Annotated in this window: 17 protein-coding genes; 6 read left to right on the forward strand and 11 right to left on the reverse strand. The window is 67.7% G+C overall.

Going from position 1 to position 15,890, the window contains the following annotated elements; translation table 11 throughout:
- Positions 1 to 11: 11 nt before the first annotated feature.
- The 5 genes from BRW65_RS21835 to BRW65_RS21855 all read right to left on the reverse strand — a co-directional run bounded on the left by BRW65_RS21835 (position 12) and on the right by BRW65_RS21855 (position 4,412).
- A complete protein-coding gene (locus BRW65_RS21835) occupies positions 12 to 1,157 on the reverse strand; it encodes an LLM class flavin-dependent oxidoreductase (RefSeq protein WP_432206446.1) in 1,146 nt (381 codons plus the stop codon).
- Between the two features lie 70 nt (positions 1,158 to 1,227).
- Positions 1,228 to 1,959, reverse strand: a complete 732-nt coding sequence (locus BRW65_RS21840; RefSeq protein ID WP_073878292.1) for a hypothetical protein — start codon at positions 1,957 to 1,959, stop codon at positions 1,228 to 1,230.
- Positions 1,959 to 2,828 (reverse strand): LLM class F420-dependent oxidoreductase, encoded by an 870-nt coding sequence (locus tag BRW65_RS21845; RefSeq protein ID WP_073878197.1) that lies wholly within the window; start codon positions 2,826 to 2,828, stop codon positions 1,959 to 1,961. Before BRW65_RS21845 ends, BRW65_RS21840 begins: the two co-directional genes overlap by 1 nt.
- Positions 2,825 to 3,607 (reverse strand): SDR family NAD(P)-dependent oxidoreductase, encoded by a 783-nt coding sequence (locus tag BRW65_RS21850; RefSeq protein WP_073878198.1) that lies wholly within the window; start codon positions 3,605 to 3,607, stop codon positions 2,825 to 2,827. Before BRW65_RS21850 ends, BRW65_RS21845 begins: the two co-directional genes overlap by 4 nt.
- Positions 3,608 to 3,614: 7 nt before the next feature.
- A complete protein-coding gene (locus tag BRW65_RS21855) occupies positions 3,615 to 4,412 on the reverse strand; it encodes an alpha/beta hydrolase (RefSeq protein ID WP_073878200.1) in 798 nt (265 codons plus the stop codon).
- Between the two features lie 126 nt (positions 4,413 to 4,538).
- Between BRW65_RS21855 and BRW65_RS21860 the strand changes: the two genes are divergently transcribed.
- Positions 4,539 to 5,390: a 5'-methylthioadenosine/S-adenosylhomocysteine nucleosidase gene (locus tag BRW65_RS21860; RefSeq protein WP_084187905.1), complete on the forward strand. Its 852-nt coding sequence runs from the start codon at positions 4,539 to 4,541 to the stop codon at positions 5,388 to 5,390.
- On the opposite strand, the gene BRW65_RS21865 is transcribed toward BRW65_RS21860, so the two are convergent.
- Entirely contained in the window at positions 5,387 to 6,235 is an 849-nt protein-coding gene (locus BRW65_RS21865) for a sulfurtransferase (RefSeq protein ID WP_073878202.1), read from the reverse strand. The two genes, BRW65_RS21860 and BRW65_RS21865, sit on opposite strands and share 4 nt — an antisense overlap.
- A gap of 90 nt (positions 6,236 to 6,325) precedes the next feature.
- On the opposite strand from BRW65_RS21865, the gene BRW65_RS21870 reads away from it, so the two are divergent.
- From BRW65_RS21870 to BRW65_RS21880, 3 genes are all read left to right on the forward strand, one after another.
- Complete coding sequence (locus tag BRW65_RS21870) at positions 6,326 to 6,793, forward strand: hypothetical protein (protein ID WP_244168165.1); 468 nt, start codon at positions 6,326 to 6,328, stop codon at positions 6,791 to 6,793.
- A 75-nt stretch (positions 6,794 to 6,868) separates the two neighbouring features.
- Positions 6,869 to 7,300 (forward strand): hypothetical protein, encoded by a 432-nt coding sequence (locus tag BRW65_RS21875; RefSeq protein ID WP_073878298.1) that lies wholly within the window; start codon positions 6,869 to 6,871, stop codon positions 7,298 to 7,300.
- Entirely contained in the window at positions 7,284 to 7,988 is a 705-nt protein-coding gene (locus tag BRW65_RS21880; protein ID WP_073878203.1) for a TetR/AcrR family transcriptional regulator, read from the forward strand. The genes BRW65_RS21875 and BRW65_RS21880 overlap by 17 nt, the downstream gene beginning before the upstream one ends.
- Positions 7,989 to 7,990: 2 nt before the next feature.
- On the opposite strand, the gene BRW65_RS21885 is transcribed toward BRW65_RS21880, so the two are convergent.
- The 3 genes from BRW65_RS21885 to alsS all read right to left on the reverse strand — a co-directional run bounded on the left by BRW65_RS21885 (position 7,991) and on the right by alsS (position 11,701).
- A complete protein-coding gene (locus BRW65_RS21885; protein WP_073878205.1) occupies positions 7,991 to 9,130 on the reverse strand; it encodes a glycosyltransferase in 1,140 nt (379 codons plus the stop codon).
- 85 nt (positions 9,131 to 9,215) lie between these two features.
- The gene (gene budA, locus BRW65_RS21890; protein WP_073878207.1) at positions 9,216 to 10,013 is read right to left on the reverse strand and encodes an acetolactate decarboxylase; all 798 of its coding nucleotides are present in this window, start codon (positions 10,011 to 10,013) and stop codon (positions 9,216 to 9,218) included.
- A gap of 5 nt (positions 10,014 to 10,018) precedes the next feature.
- The gene (alsS, locus tag BRW65_RS21895) at positions 10,019 to 11,701 is read right to left on the reverse strand and encodes an acetolactate synthase AlsS (protein WP_073878208.1); all 1,683 of its coding nucleotides are present in this window, start codon (positions 11,699 to 11,701) and stop codon (positions 10,019 to 10,021) included.
- Between the two features lie 89 nt (positions 11,702 to 11,790).
- On the opposite strand from alsS, the gene BRW65_RS21900 reads away from it, so the two are divergent.
- Both BRW65_RS21900 and BRW65_RS21905 read left to right on the forward strand, forming a co-directional pair.
- Positions 11,791 to 12,960, forward strand: a complete 1,170-nt coding sequence (locus BRW65_RS21900; RefSeq protein WP_073878210.1) for an aromatic ring-hydroxylating oxygenase subunit alpha — start codon at positions 11,791 to 11,793, stop codon at positions 12,958 to 12,960.
- 38 nt (positions 12,961 to 12,998) lie between these two features.
- A complete protein-coding gene (locus tag BRW65_RS21905; RefSeq protein ID WP_073878212.1) occupies positions 12,999 to 13,634 on the forward strand; it encodes a TetR/AcrR family transcriptional regulator in 636 nt (211 codons plus the stop codon).
- 57 nt (positions 13,635 to 13,691) lie between these two features.
- Here the strand turns inward: BRW65_RS21905 and BRW65_RS21910 are convergent, their stop codons facing one another.
- Complete coding sequence (locus BRW65_RS21910; protein WP_073878213.1) at positions 13,692 to 15,215, reverse strand: FAD-dependent monooxygenase; 1,524 nt, start codon at positions 15,213 to 15,215, stop codon at positions 13,692 to 13,694.
- Positions 15,212 to 15,853, reverse strand: a complete 642-nt coding sequence (locus BRW65_RS21915; RefSeq protein WP_073878215.1) for a TetR/AcrR family transcriptional regulator — start codon at positions 15,851 to 15,853, stop codon at positions 15,212 to 15,214. Before BRW65_RS21915 ends, BRW65_RS21910 begins: the two co-directional genes overlap by 4 nt.
- Positions 15,854 to 15,890: the final 37 nt, after the last annotated feature.

Below are 15,890 nucleotides of genomic sequence, written 5' to 3' on the forward strand. Positions count from 1 at the left end.
CTGGGGGCGATTCACAGTTTCTTGAGCCCGCGGAGGATCTTCAAGAATGGCGCGTAAGTTGCGAGGCCTTTCCGAAGGGTCGGCTGCAGGATACTCACGTTGTTGACGACCAGGTAGCGCACCCCGTGGTCGCGCCATTGCGCGGCCCGATCGATGACTTCGTTGGGCGTCCCGGTCAGCAGCACCTCTTTGAGCATTGATGCCGGGACGTCTTTGATGTACGACAACACCGTCTGTTGGTCCAACGTCTGCGGGATCAGGTCCTGGGCGCCCGAGAAATCATGTCCGAGGGGATGTCGCACGCCATGGTCGGCCCATACCTGGCCCGGAATGATGAGCGCGAAGGCTTTCGCGGCATCCGAGTTCAATGTCTCCTCCACGTCGTCGCGGCTACGCCCGGTGACGACAAAGATTGACAGCGCCGGCGTGATGGATCCGGGGTCGCGCCCGGCGTCGGACGCCGCCGTTCGCACCGCTTCGAGACCTGATGCGTAGTCTTCCGGTCGCGAAATCAGCCCGGGGAACCAAGCGTCGGCATATCTCCCGGTCGCTCGCAGCATCCGCGGCCCCTTGGCGGCGATCCATATCTCGGGCCATTTGCCACGGTAGGGGGGCAGGTCGAACAGCGCGTTACGCAGCGGGAAGTACGGCGACTCACGCGAGATTAGTTCGCCGCCGGAGTTCCAGAGCGCACGGATTGTGGCGATCGCCTCTTCGAAGCGCGCCACCGGTTTGGTCCAGTCCACCCCGTAGGGCTCATTGCCCTCTCGCTCTCCGACGCCGATGCCCAGGATGGCGCGGCCGCGGCTCATCAAGTGCAACGTGGCCGCAGCCTGCGCGGTGACCGCCGGGTGACGTCGATTGGCGTCGGTAACGCCGACACCCAGCCGCAACCGGCCAAAGCCGTTGCGGGAGGCAAGGTATCCAAGCATCGTCCACGGTTCGAGTTGGGCGTCGACCTTTGGGACGAATTTGGCGACACCAAGGTAGTCCGGCGTTGCGATCGAGCGCGGGTACAGCGAATTCATGTGATCGGCCACCCAGTAGGAGTCCACACCGGCGGCCGCGGCCATCCGCACGGTCGTGCGAGCGAGCATGGTCGCGGAATACCGAGAATTGAGGAGCTGGGTGCTCAGTCCAACTCGGATCTGGTTCACACGCATGCCTTTCGCCGAAGTTGAAGCATCGCGGGGGTTCCGGCCCGGTGACTGAACTGGCCCCTACCGGTTATCGCCAGGCTTCCCATCCGACCATGCTGCGCAGCGGTCCGGCAAACGAAGGCCTAACGGCGCCCGATCGCCACCGGTCCTCGAGCAAGGGCGCCAGCGCGTCGGTGGTGGTCAGCGGGTCGGCGTCAAGGTAAACGACGGTGATGTACTGGAAGTCCGTGCGCCAGCCTCGCGGCAGGTGGCTCCAGCCGGTGCTGGAGCCGAACGTCCACGCGCCGGCCGTCCCAGGCGCGGCGAGCAGCGCCGGATGGTGTTCGGCGTGCAGCCATTGCAGCCACGTGTCCGGGCGGCGCCCGTCGACGGGTTCCTCGACGATGAGGACGACGCCGCGATGCGGCCGAAACGGCACCACCTCGGCGGAGATGAGCGCATGCGGTGCCGATTGCCACTGCAGCAGGCGCAGGCCGGCCACTTGCAGCGACGGCCGGACGACGGGGAACCGGCCGTTCTCGCGCAGCTCCCGGCCGAGCGTGACGAAGTCGTCGAAGGTTTCCTCGACGGGATCGCCGACCAGGTAGTGCACCGCGTTGGCGATGTCGGCCAACGGGCCGTGTCCGGCCACGCGGTGCTGCGGATAGTCGCCGTCGGCGATCCAGCGCAACCCGTACACGATGCCCGGCAGTTGATACTGCTCCGGCATGTGATCCAGCAGGTGCCAACGCAGGTAGCTGCCGTCGTCGCCGGCCGGCGCGGCGGCGGTGAGGCTGAATACGCCCGCCCTGACGCGTATCACGAGGCGCCCCCGGGGTCATGCAGCTCAGCGAGCGCCTGCAGCTGGTCCAGGTAATGCTGCAGAGAGGTGTGCCGGAAGACGGCGGGCACGATCGTGGCGCCGTGGGCGGCGGCTTCCCCGATGGCGTCGCGGGTGCGCTCCGGCTCGTTGACCGGGTCCAGCGGCGCCGGTGGCGGCAGGACGACCTCGAACTCCGGGCGAAGCTCGAAGCGGCTCAACCAGTCTCGCGCCTGGCGCAGGCCTACGCTGAAAGGCGCCCAGCCGTCGGCCAGGGTCGCGGCGCGGCGCAGCGATCGCAACGTGCGCCCGCCCACCCAGATCGGGACACGCTGCTGTACGGCGCACGGGTCAACGACCAGGCCGTCGAACGCATAGAACTCACCGCGGTAGGCGGGTTCGGGGACGGACAGCGACGCGCGCAGGGCCTCGATGGCGTCGTCGCCGCGCGGTCCGCGGTCGTCAAAGGGCGCGCCGATGAGGTCGAACTCTTCTTTGAGGCTGCCGACGCCGACGCCGAGGACGAGCCTGCCGTTGCTGACTTTGTCCAAAGTGCCGTAACGCTTGGCGATCTCGAGCGGATGGTGGTACCCGAGCACCAGGACGTTGGTGGCCAACCGGATGCGTCGGGTGCACGCGGCCAGGTAGCCGAAGGTGGCCAGCGGGTCCCAGTAGCGGGCGCCTCGGCGGTCCAACTCGATGGCGGGCAGCGCGATGTGCTCGCTGCAGGTCAGGTGGTGGTAGCCGAGCCGATCCGCGGTGTCGGCGATGCGGGCCAGGTCCTCGATCGAGCCGTGCTTTTCCCAGTCGCCGCTGGCCTTCGGAAACATGGTCACCACGGGTGTGGCCACCGAGAGTCGTGGGGTCATCCCTGCATGTACCCTCCGGCGTCGACGGGGATCGATTGGCCGGTGATGGTGCGGCTTTCGTCGCTGGCCAGGAACAACGCCAGGTTGGCGACGTCTTCGGTCGTGGAGATGTCCTGCAGTGCAACTCCTTTGAGTGCCTTCGTGCGCTGAGTGGCGAAGTCGACCCCCTGCTCGTCCGCGGTGCGTTGCACCCATCGACGCCACAGCTCGGTGTCGATGGCCCCGGGCACGATGCAGTTGCACCGGATGCCGTGCGGGCCGACCTCCAACGCCACCGCCTTGGTGAACGCCCGCAGCGACGCCTTGGCGGTGACGTAGTGGCTCTTGCGGGCGACCCCGGAATAGCCTGCCGTGGAGGAGAAGTTGAGGATCACTCCGCGTCGGCGCGACAGCATCGACTGGTTGAGTACTTCCCGGGTGCACAGCATCGCGGCGGTGACGTCGATGGCGATGGTGGCGTTCCAGTTGTCCAGCGTCTGCTCCCAGATCCAGCGGTCCTGTCCGGGCGCGGCGGCGTTATTGCACAGGATGTCGACATGGCCGAATTCGTCGACGGCCCGCGCCACCATGGCCGCGACGTCACTCTCGTCGGTCACGTCCGCGCGCATCGCGATGGCTGCGGAACCGGCCGCGCGGGCGGCGTCGCGCACGAGCTCTTCTCGCCGCGCGGCCAGCAGCACCCGGGCGCCTTCCCGCACGAACACCGAACCGAGCACGGGTCCCAGGCCGGTGCTGGCCCCGGTGATGATCGCGACCTTGCCGTCGAGCCGGCCCGTCATCGCGCAGTCATCTTGCGGGCACACATGTTTCGAGCCACGCGTGGATTCGTTCGGCGACGGCGAGCCACCCCGGGTCGAGCATCATGTCGTGGCTCATCTTAGGGAAGATTTCCGCGTCGGTGTGGTAGGCGGCCGCGGTTGCCCGCACTTCCTGCGCCGTGAAGCAGACGTCGTCCTCGGCCCCCAACACCAACAGCGGGGTGGTGACGAGGTGCGGCCTGGGCAAGTCATGCCACAGCATGTCGATCGCGATCTTCAGCGCGTATTCCTCGCAGAGTTTCGCGGCATAGCGCGCAACATCGGCTTCGGAGTGCGACCGCGAGAAAAACGTTTCGCGGGCCAACTCCGGTGTGGCGCCGACGCCGCGCAGCGACCTGGTCATCGCCAGGCCGCTGGCCGTGTACCACGGGTGCCGCTTGAGCCGGCGGGCCAGGAATCCCAAGATGCCGCTCGGGGGTGCGGAGGCCAGCAGCACCGCGGCGGCGGCGCCGTGCGATTCCAGATACTTCTGCACGACGAAGCCACCCAGGGAGTGGCCGATTACGACCGGTCGTTCGGGCAGGCCGTCGGCAACAGCGGCGACGTCGGCAACGAAGTCCGCGATCGAGCAGAGCCGCATCGACTTGGGCGCCGGGCTGTTTCCGTGACCGCGGAGGCTGACGGCCAGCGCTCGGTGGCCCTTGTCCGCGAAGAACTGCAGGAAATGCTCGTCCCAACACCAGGCGCCGTGCCAGGCGCCGTGCACGAATAGCACCGGCGGCTTATGGGATTCGCCGCCCGGCGTTCTTTCGATCACTTCGAGCATGAGCGTGACTCCTCGTCGGGCCGCGCCCCCCGGGTTGGCTGCAACGCCGCTGAGATTAGCCGCTGACGCGCGGGTGGCGGACCGGAATCGCCGAAGCCACGATGTCTCGTGGCGTTTACTGGTCCGGTGGGTGCAGATGGCGAACGACGCACGCTGGTCCTGTCGGCCTTTCCGGCCGAAGCCGACGCGGTGCTGTCGCACACCACGCTCGATCCCGATCCGGTGGTGATCGTCGACCGGCGGCATTTCTACCTCGGCTCGATCGCGGGCAAGAGCGTGATCGTGGGGATGACCGGCATCGGCCTGGTGAACGCCGTCGACACCACCGAGGCCGCGTTGACCCGCTTCGGGATTGGCGCGGTGGTGTTTTCGGGCGTCGCCGGCGGGGCGGCGCGGACCAGGATCGCAGACGTGGCCATACCGGCGCGCTGGACACTGGACAACGGCGACACCTTTCACCCGGTCGATCCCACCATGCTGGCGACCGCCGAAACGCTCTCTGTCGCACTGGAAAGCGTGACCCGCAGGATCGATCTGCGGCGCCGCCCGCAGGTCGTGGTCGGCGGAGACGGTTGCAGCTGGGACAACAACAACGGCGTGGCGTTCCCCTGCATCCCCAACGGCGGAGACGTCTTCGGCTGCCAACCGCGCAGCGCGCCCGACCGGTCATTCCGATACACCGGCAACTTCCGGCAGGCGGCGGGCCGGTGGCTGCGAAGCGCCCTGATCAGCAACATGAACATCGTCTCGGCCGCAGACCCGGCCTTCGACGCGACCGACATGGAGACCGCGGCCGCGCAAACGGTCGCCGACGCGCACGGTGTCCCGTTCCTCGGCATCCGCGGCATCACGGATGGGCCGGACGACCCGCTTCACCTGCCGGGCTTTCCGTTTCAGTTCTTCTGCTACAAGCGGATCGCGGCGCACAACGCCGCCCGGGTCACCGCCGCCCTGCTACGGAGTTGGGGCGGTGGTTAATCGGGGCCGACGGCCACCGGGCGGCCCGGATCCGAACACCACTCGGACCACGACCCGGGAAACAGCGCCGCGTCCAAGCCCAACGCCGCGAGCGCCGCGACCGTGACACTGGCCGTGACGCCCGAGCCGCAGTAGGCGCCCAAGGCGCCGTCACGCTCGATCCCGCGCTCGGCGAGCAGTTGGGTAAGCGCGTGGTCCCCGACGAACGTGCCGTCGGCGGCCAGGACGGCGGTGCTCGGCAGGTTCGTCGCGCCGGGGATGTGCCCGGCCGCGGGGTCGAGCGGTTCGACGTCGCCGCGGAAGCGTTCGGGCGCCCGCGCATCGAGCAACGTCACGCCGTCGACTTGATCGGCCGTCAGCGTAGGGCGGCTCCCGGCGTACAGATCATGGTGTGGCACAGTCACATTCCCGGGTTGCGGGATGACCGGACCGGTTTCGAGGCTGCGGCCGGACGCTTGCCAGGCGGGCAGGCCGCCGTCCAAAATGCGGACGTCGGGCAGGCCGGCCGCCGTCAACACCCACCACGCGCGCGCCGAACCGGCGCGATTCCAGTCGTCATAGACCACCACCGGCGAGTCCTGCCGGACACCCCATCGGCGCGCGGCGGCCTGCAGGTTGCTCCCCGACGGCAGCGGGTGGCGGCCGCGACCGGCGACCGAGTGGTCGCTGAGCTCCTCCTCGAGGGACGCATACACCGCGCCCGGTATGTGGCCCTCCAGGTAGGCGGGCCGCCCGTCGGGCTCGTCCAGCCGCCAGCGGACGTCAAGGATGGTTATCGGGGCGCCGGCCTCGATGAGGCCGGCCAACTCCGTGACAGTGATCAAAACCTGGTCGCGAGGTTCCACCGATTCAGCCTAGCGGCCGGCAAAACCCGCCCCGCTCAGCAAACTGCGGCGTAGCGTCTTACCGAGTAGCACCGCAGATGGAGCAATATCATGGCGCGCATCAGCTATGGATTCACCGGATGTCTCGCGGTCGCGTCGGCTCTGCTGACGGCCGCGCCCGCCGAGGCCATACCAAACACCCGCTGCACCCTGACGACACCCGTCCAGGAAGTGCAGCACGTGTCCCAGCTGCCCCCGGAACTCCTCAAGCTTCTCCCGCCCATCGCCGACATCGGCGCGCCCTTCAACGCGACCGACTCGGTCAGCGATCCGACGTTGCCGTTCCGCCGGCTCATCCGCGCCGGCAATCACGATGCGGACTGGTTCGTGTGGTACGAGCACGGCGGGGTCGGATACTCCTGGCAGGCGGTGATCGCGCGCATCGTGCCGGGCGGCGACCCGAAGGTACTGGCCAACGCCGGAACGATCTCCGACACCCTGTGCAGGCTCACCGACGGCGCCTTGACCGGAGCGGTCCCGCCGTACCCGCCCGGATCGTGGGCGGCCTCCGACTTCTGAGCATTCAACCGACCGTCGGTCTGGTATACCGACCATCGGTCGGTTATCCTTGGTGCGAGCCAGGGAGGTGGCGCAATGAGTGCATCCGAGCAATCGCAGATCCGGACCCGCATGTTCGCCCGGGTGTTGGGCCCGTTCATGACGATCGTGCCGACCACGATCGCGGTGCGCGGTTCATACGTGCAGGAGCTGTTCACGGAGTTCAAGGCAAACCCCATGTGGCCGTGGCTGTATGGGGCCATCCTGCTGATGGCCGGCATCTTCATCATCGCCTTTCACCAGTATTGGCGCGGCCTGGCAGCGATCCTGGTGTCGGCGGTGGGCTGGTTCTTCTTCATACGTGGTCTGCTGTTGTTGACCGTGCCACGGGCCTACGACGCGGCCGGCAACGCCTTCTACAGTTCGGGCGCGACCGCGGCGATATGGGTACTGTTCATCTTCCTCGCCTCAGTCGGGCTGTACCTGACATACGTCGGCTGGAAGCCCGAGAGTGCCTCGGGTAGTTAAGCATCCCGACATTCGTCGCGCGGAGTTGCTCGATCGGGCGGTGGCGCTGTTTCTGCGGGACGGATATGACAACGTCAGTCTCAACGACCTGATAGCCGACGCGGGCGTCTCCAAAGGTGCTTTCTACCATTGGTTTCCATCGAAGGAGGCGTTGATCGCGGCCTTGGCCGAGCGCAGCGCGCGGGCCGCGTTCGCCGGTGTCGAGGATGCGGTCGCCACGTGTGGTGGTGACGCGCTGGACCGGCTGAACGCGTTGCTGCGGGCCGGATTCGACGTCAAGATGCAGATGAACGTGCCGGAGCAGCTGGCCGCGATGGCGTCGTTGCTGCGACCGGACAACGCCCATCTCTACGGGCGGATAACGGCGGTCGACGAAGCGCTGGTACGGCCCCTGCTGACGCGCCTGATCGACGAGGGCGTCGCCGAGCGGGTCTTCGACACCTTCGATCCCGAGGGCGTCGCCGACATGATCTATGGCCTCGCCGCGCGGACGAACTCGACCATCGTCGCGGTGTTGCAGGCGCCCGACGAGTCCGCCCGGGAGCGCGCGATCGACAGGATGACAAAACGATTCAGGCTGCACGGCCTCGCCATCGACCGCATCCTCGGGCTACCGGACGGAAGCGTCACGACGCTCACGCGAGCGGAGGTCGAAACGTTGGTTTCCGCGCTGCCGCGCACCTACTAGCGCTATGCCGTGTGTTCGGCGTCGCCCTCGTCCACCGTGGGCGCCGCCAACGAGGCCAGCATGCCCGTCGCCGCCCGATGCCAGGTGAAGTCCTCGGCGCGGCGTCGCGCGGACACGCGACGGTGATGCTCGGGACGGCTGGTGACGGCGCCGACCGCCCGCGCGATGGCGGCCGGGTGGTTGTCCGCCGACGCGCCGCTGTCCGGGGTGATGATCTCGGTGAGCGCCGAGGTGCGCGAGACGACGGCCGGCGTCCCGCAGGCCAGCGATTCCAGCGCGGCCAGCCCGAACGTCTCGTGCGGCCCGGGAGCCAGCGTCACGTCGGCGGACGCCAGCAGCCCGGCCACCGTGTGCCGGTCGGAGACGAAACCGGTGAAGTCCACCGGCAGCCGGGCCGCCTGGCGTTCCAGCCTGGCCCGCAACGGACCCTCGCCCACCACGACGAGCCGGGCGTCGACCCCGGCGTGACACAACTCGCCGACGGCGTCGATGCTGCGGTCGACGCGCTTTTCCACCGACAACCGACCGCAATGGACCAGCAGCAGCTGCGTCGGGGTGGCCCAGCGGCGCCGCAGCAGGTACGAGTGCCGGCGCGGGTGAAAGGTCTGCAGGTCCACGCCCAACGGGACGGTCACCGTGTTCGTCGCGCCGATGCGGTCGAATTCCTCACGCGCGAAACCGGTGGTGCACACCACGGTGTCGTAGTCGGCCGCGGTGCGCGCGTTGGCCAAATCGGCGAACTTCACCGCGGCGCGGTGCGGAAGAACCTGTCCCACAAGGCGATCCAGCCGCTCATGGGAGATCATCACCGTCGTGGCGCCGCGGTCGCGCCCCCATCGGCCCAGTGAACGCAGCGTGAGCCGGTCGGACACCTCCAGAGCGTCGGGTCGCAGGGCCTCCAGGAGCGCCTTGACCGGTCCGGGCAGCACGGCGCGATAGCCGCCGGTGAGGGGAATCAGCCGGGCGGGCAGGGTGATTCGGACCACACCGGTGCGCAGCTGGCTGCGCTCGGCGCGCTGGCCGGGAACGATCAGGAAGACCTCGTGGCCGGCGGCGCAATATTCGGCGCCCAGCCGATCGACCGCGGTGCGAAGGCCGCCCGAGCGAGGGCCATAGAAGTTGGCGACCTGTACAACACGCATAACGTGAGGACACGCGGCGCGCGTGTGCACTCAACAATGTGGACTTGACGCTGGCCTGAACACTCCATGAATTCCGGCGCAGGGGCTACTTTGAGCCGCCTTTCGGGCCTTCGGCTCTGTTGATCCGCTCGGCGATGTCGGTGCCGGACAGCTGGGCGCCGAGGAAGCCACCGGAGGTGGGCAGGCTCAGATGCAGTTGCGAAGCCCCACTGACCGCGACGTCCCCGCGCTTGAGGGTGAAATCGAGGATGTGACCGCCGCCGGTGCGGTCAGCGTTGAGGAAGTGCAGGTGATAACCGGCGACCGAGATGCCCTGCTCGAAGTCGGGGGTGCGGAACCCGACCACGGTGCCCGCCACGTCGGCGAACACCTTCTCGGCCTGCTCCTCGGTGGCCTGGGTCAGCGGCGGGTAGGGCGGCTGCTGCGCCATCACGGTGCGGGTGTGCAGCTCGGCGAAGTGCCCGGTGATCCGGATGGCGTAGATCAGGTTGGCGCTGGTGATCTGGCGGTCGATCGCCTCGGTCACCTCCGCGCGCCCCGTGCGTGTTTGAATCGCGATCTCGAAGTCGCTGTGGAACCGGGTGACCGCCGCGAAGGGACTGCGATCGGTCGGCGCGGCCCGGCTGGCGGTTCCGTCGGCGCGCAATCGGTAGCAGATGCCGTCGAGGATGACCATTTCGCCGTCGAGGTGATTGAAGGTGCCCAGCCCGAAGTCGCCGTGGCGCAGGATTTCGGCGACGGTGACCTCACCGTCGTACACACCCTCCAGGAGAGCGCTGATCGTCGAGAATTGATAGACCTCGGCGTCGTCCGCGCGTTGGTGGGTGAGAAGCGTTGTCGCCCAATGGCGGAAGCGCTCGTAGGCGCTCGGGTGTGTGTCCATGATCCTTATTCGAAGGGGTCGTCGTGGAGCTGGGCGGCGAGATCGGTGTTGTGGCTGTAGTCGACGGGGACGTCGATCAGGGAGGGCCCGTCCTCGGCCAGCGCCTGGCGCAGGATGGCGGTGAATTCGTCGAGCGTCGTCACCCGGTAGCCGCGGGCGCCGAAGGCCGCCGCATACGAGACAAGGTCGTAATCGCTCAGTTGCACACCGGATCTGCGGTCGTACTTGAGGACTTCCTGGAAGCCGACCATGTCATAGGTGTTGTCCCGGAACACGATGTGGGTGAACGTGAGCCCGAGATGGACGGCGGTCGCGAGTTCCTGCGCGGAGAACAGGAATCCGCCGTCGCCGGAGACGGACACGACGGGTGTTCCCGGCCGCACCAGGCAGGCGGCCATGGCCCACGGCAGCGCCACGCCCAGGGTCTGTTGGCCGTTGGAGAAGAGCAGACGCCGCGGCTCGTACACCCGAAAATGGCGGGCCATGTAGATGTAGACGGAGCCGACATCGCAGGTGACGGTGGCGGTGTCGTCGACTTCCTCGCGCAACCGCAGCAAGACGGCGACGGGGTTCAGGCCCGGGCCCTCGGGAGTGGTCCTGCCGGCCGTGACGTCGATGTCGCTCAACGCCTTTCGCTGCACGGCGATCTCGCGTTGATAGCTGTCGGTCAGTGTCAGGCCGGCCAGCTTGTCGGTCAGCGAGGTGAGGGTTGCCGCGATGTTGCCCAGCAGTTCCACCGTGGGCTGGTAGTGGTTGTCGATGTCCGCGGGAACCGAGTCGATGTGCACTACGGTGCGCGCGGCATCGTCGTTCCACAGCACGGGGTCATATTCGACCGAGTCGTACCCGACGGCGACCAGGACGTCGGCGTGTGTGAGGACGACGTCGCCGGGCTGGTTGCGGAAGAGCCCCACCCGGCCCAGGAAGTTGTCCTCCAACGCGCGGGAGATCACCCCGGCGGCCTGGAAGGTCTCGACGACGGGCAGCCCCGTCGTGGCGACGAGGGCGCGCAGCGCCAGGCAGCTGTCGGGGTCGGCGCCGCGCATGCCGACCAACAGGGCGGGTCGCCGGGCGGCGCGGATCAGCTCGCTCGCCTCGGCGATGGACGCGGCGGGGGCGGCGGCCAGCGGGGGAATCGGCTGCCGGCCCGGGATGCTTGCCGTCGTCGGCGCGGCCAAGACATCGGCCGGGAGGACGACGGCGGCCGCGCCGCGAGGTTCGCTGAGCGCGGCGCGAAACGCGCCGACGGTGGCCTCGGCGGCGTTGTCGGGGTCGTTGACCTCGCCGGTGAACTTGGTGACCGTCCTGAGCATGGCGGCCGCATCCATGGACTGATGCGTGCGCTTGAGGCGATCCACTCGCCGCACCGCACCGCACAGCGCCACCACCGGATCCTGTTCGGTGTTGGCGGTCAACAGACCGGTGGCGAGGTTGGTGGTGCCGGGGCCGGACGTCACCAGCACCACGCCGGGGGTGCCGGTGAGGCGACCGATCGCCGCGGCCATGAAGGCGGCGTTCTGTTCGTGGCGGCACACCACCAGCTGCGGGCCGGAGTCCAGCAGCGCGTCGTAGACGGCGTCGATCTTCGCGCCCGGGACGCCGAAGACGTACTGCACGCCCTGCGCCGATAGGACGTCGACGACTTGCTGCGCGCTGCGCACGGCGTCACCGCGATTCGTGGGGGCCATCCATCCAGCCAAGCATGCGTCGCGGTGTGGTGCGACTTCGTCGCCTCGGGTTGACCATCCATGAGTAGCTCGGTGTATGGTCTGAAGTTGTGACGATCGAGAGCGTGCGGCCGGTTGAGCTCAACGAAGATCTGACGCGGCGGGCCTTGCGGCTGGTGTTGGACAAGACGACCGACCTGGCGGCCGACGTGCTGCGGGTGCCGTTGCACTATTACCGCGACGCGAAAGTCGCCGAAGTGGAGGAATCGCAGATCCTGCGGCGGACCCCGCTGGCGATCTTGCCCAGCGTGCAGGTGCCCGGCCCGAACGACTTCGAAGTTCGCTCGGTGCTGGGCAGTTCGTTGTTGGTGACCCGGGATCGCGCCGGGGTGAGCCACGTGTTGCTGAACTATTGCCGCCACCGCGGCGCGATGCCGGCCTGTGGCGCGGGCAACGCCTCCCGGTTCACCTGTCCGTATCACGCGTGGACCTACAAGAACACCGGGGAATTGTTCAGCGTCCCAGGCAAATCCGGTTTCACCGGCATGAACACCGACGATTATGGGCTGGTGGAGTTGCCCAGTCAGGAGGCCTACGGGTTCATCTGGGCGGTGCTGAGCGCCGACGCATCCATCGACGTCGACGCGCACCTGGGCCCGCTGTGCTCACAGCTGGCCGAACTCGACTATGGATCCTTCGGGTACCACACGCATCGCGAATTCACCTCCGAGGTCTCGTGGAAGGGCGCGCTAGAGGCGTTCGCGGAGGGTTACCATTTTCCGTTTGTCCACGGCGAGAGCCTGATTGGCCAGAACGCGTTGCCCAACGTGGCGATCTACGACGAGTACGGCAAGCATCACCGGCTGGGGTTTCCGTTCAATTGGATCGTCAACCTCGCCGCCGACCCGAGCGGATCGTGGGACGTGCGGGACAACATGGGCTTGATCTATTGGATCTATCCGAACCTGATCCTGGCCAACAGCAACGTGGGCGTGGAGGTCATCGACATCCTGCCGGCCGGCGCCCCAACGCGGTGCACCGTGCGGCACAGCTGGCTGGCGCGCGTCCCCGCGACCAGTGACGACCAGCGCGTCGGCTACGACATGATCTATGACGCGGTGCACGCGGCGGTGCGTGACGAGGACTTTGCGATGCTGCCGCAGTGCGGCGAGGGCGTGCGTCAGGGTCAACACGACCATATGGTCATCGGCCGCAACGAGATCGGCGTGCAACACATGATCAGAGTGTTCGCCGAAGAAATTGGCGTCGCGGTGGGTTGAGTTCTCGTGCGACCATATTGCCCGTGAGGGCACCGTAGATGCGCAGACACGGTTGGGCCGGCGCGTTGCCGTCGAGCGACGAGGAAGCCATTGCGCGAATCATCGCCGCGGCGAGCCGCGCGATCGAGCAGTCAGGCGCAGACATCAAGATCAGCGATATCGCGCGCGATCTGGGGGTCACCCGCCAAACGGTGTACCGCTATTTCCCGAGTACCGATGCCTTGCTGGCGGCGACGGCGTTGTCGGAAGTGGGTCCGTCCCTCGACCGGTTGGCGGCCCACCTGGAGCCCATTCACGACCCCGCGGAGGCGGTGGTCGAGGGCATTGCGCACACACTCGAATTGCTTCCCCAGGACAAATATCTGGGGCTGCTGTTGACCTCCGAGAAGGCCGCTGCCTACTCGGCCAGCGTGACCTCCGATATTGCGCTGTCCCTCGGGCGCTCGATCATCGACCGCTTCAACGTGGACTGGGACGGCGCCGGCCTCACCGATGACAGGCGCGACGGTTTGGTCGAATTCATGCTCCGGGTTCTGCAATCGTTCATCGTCGATCCCGGACGACCGCCGCGGTCGGGGACCAAACTGCGGGATTACCTGCGCCAGTGGGTCGCTCCCGCGATCACCCATTTCCAGCCCGTCGCAGGCGATTCCAGTGTGCGTCCTGGGCTTTGAGGGTGCGCCCATGGAGGCGACACGCCGAGCGGCGCCGCCCAGGACGCACACGCGAACCTAACCGATGGACTCGTCTCCAAACCAGCGCCGCAGCGCCGCGTGCAGGGCCGCTTGGTCGGCCGGCCCGAATTGGTTCGCCGCCCAGGCGACGTATCCGTCGGGTCGGATCAGCAGCGCCGCGGCGGGTGAGTCGTCGACCGTCGCGGTCACGACGTCCACCCGGTCGGCCCAGCCCGACGCGGTCGCCCCGACGCCGCCGTCGATGTCGAGCAGCACCGGGCGCGCGGCGTGCAGCAGCTCGGTGACCCGCCGGCCGTCCGCGAGGATCAGTTCGGGCACGGGCCACCCCGACAAGGGGTGGTCGTCACCGACGTCGTACCGGACGTCGGTGCCGGCCAGCAACGCGGCCATGTGCCTGGCCACGTCGGGCAGGGTGAAAAGTTCGCCCAACAGCGAGCGGAGCGCGGCGACCTCGGGGCCCGGCGCCATGAGAGCGGTCTGCGACAGTGAGTGCATCACGACCCGCTCACCCACGGGGTGGCGTTCTGACTCGTAGGTATCGAGCAATCCTGGGGGCGCCCAGCCGTTGAGGTGTGCCGCGAGCTTCCACCCCAGGTTCATCGTGTCCTGCAGGCCCAGGTTCAGGCCGGGCCCGCCCATGGCGCTGTGCACGTGGGCGGCGTCGCCGAGCAGCAGGACCCGTCCGTCGCGGTAGCGCTCGGCGTGGCGGGTGTTCTGTCCGTTAATGCGGCGAAGGGCATGCGGACCCTGGCCTTTCGGTTCTTCGAACGGCAGATCCACGCCGATGATGCGACGCGCGCTGTCGCGCAGTTCGACCAGGGTCAACGGCTCGTCCTCGACGGGCGGCGCGAACTCGATGGTGCCGAGCAGCGCGTCGCCGGGTTCGAACTGGGCAAAGATAATGCCACCGTTGTCAAACCGATTGTGGCCGAATGCGATCCGCCCGAACCCGGGGACGTCGAGGCCGCCGTCGGCGTGCCGGAGTCCGTCGGGGATGTGCACGTGGGCGAGCCGGGCCACGGTCTGCGATGTGTAGCCGGGAAAATCGATGCCCACCGTCTTGCGCACCAGGCTGCGTCCGCCGTCGGCGCCTACCAGGTAGCGAGCGTCCAGCTGGCATTCGCGGTCGCCCGAGGACACCGTGAGCACAACGGATTCGGGCCTCTGCTGCAATCCCGCGAGTTCGTGTCCCCAGCGCAGGTCCACCCCCAGATCGCGGGCCCGCTTCTCCAGCAGCCGCACCAGTCGGGGTTGCGGCATGACCATCGCATACATCGGATTATCTTGCAGGCCTGAAAGATCCAGCGTCATGGCGGCGAAGATCCAGCCGTCGGTCGGCCGTGGTGGTTCACTGTCTCCGGTGAAGGACCGATACAGCCCGCGCATGTCGAGGGTCCGAACCACCTGCCCGACAAGCCCGTTGGCCTTCGGCTCGGAGCTGGGCCCGGGCAGCACATCCAGCACGACGGGTCGGAGCCCGGCCAGCGCAAGTTCACACGCCAGCATCAGTCCGTTGGGCCCGGCACCGGAGATGACGATGTCGGTTTGTTCGGCGGTCACGGTTTCTCCTTGCGCTTGACGGGTTCGGGCAGGCCCGCGCTGACGGCGTCAAAGCCGGAACGAATCAGGTCGGTGATCGGGACCGGCGGGTCGGCCCGCGCATAGGCCTCCGCGGCGGCGTCGCCGACGGCGCGCACGACCGCCACGACCAGTCGGGGGTACAAGTCCCGTTCGGGGTCGGTGCCGGTGCGTTCGGCGATCACCGCGAGCCATTCATCGAATAGCTCCTGCGGCAATGCGTTACGGACCTGAGGGTTCATCAGCATCTTGCGCACCTCGACCAGCTCCTGGCGGCTGGGCGCCTGGTTTTCCTCGCCGTGGACCTCGCCGAAGTCGGCTTCCAGGGGCTCGAGCACCACGTGCGTGATCGCTGACCACAGCGGCTCGTCGGCGGGGCGTTGTCGCAGCGCGGCAATGCTGCGGCGCATCCGCTCGGTCTGTCGGTAGGCGAGCGCCTCGTATTTGCCACCGAAGTAATTGTTGAAGGTGCGCAACGAAACTCCGGCCAGGTTGGCGATTTCCTCGCGCGTCACGTTGTCGAGTCCGCGTTCGAAGGCGAGGTTGAGCGCGGCATCGCTGAGTGCGCGCCGGGTGTCGGCCTTCTTGCGCTCGCGCAGTCCGCGCGGCTGTTCGGTCACGACGACCAGGATACGAAAAAATTGCCTGGCGGGCAAT

It is taken from the genome of Mycobacterium paraffinicum, from assembly GCF_001907675.1.
Classification (GTDB): domain Bacteria; phylum Actinomycetota; class Actinomycetes; order Mycobacteriales; family Mycobacteriaceae; genus Mycobacterium; species Mycobacterium paraffinicum_A.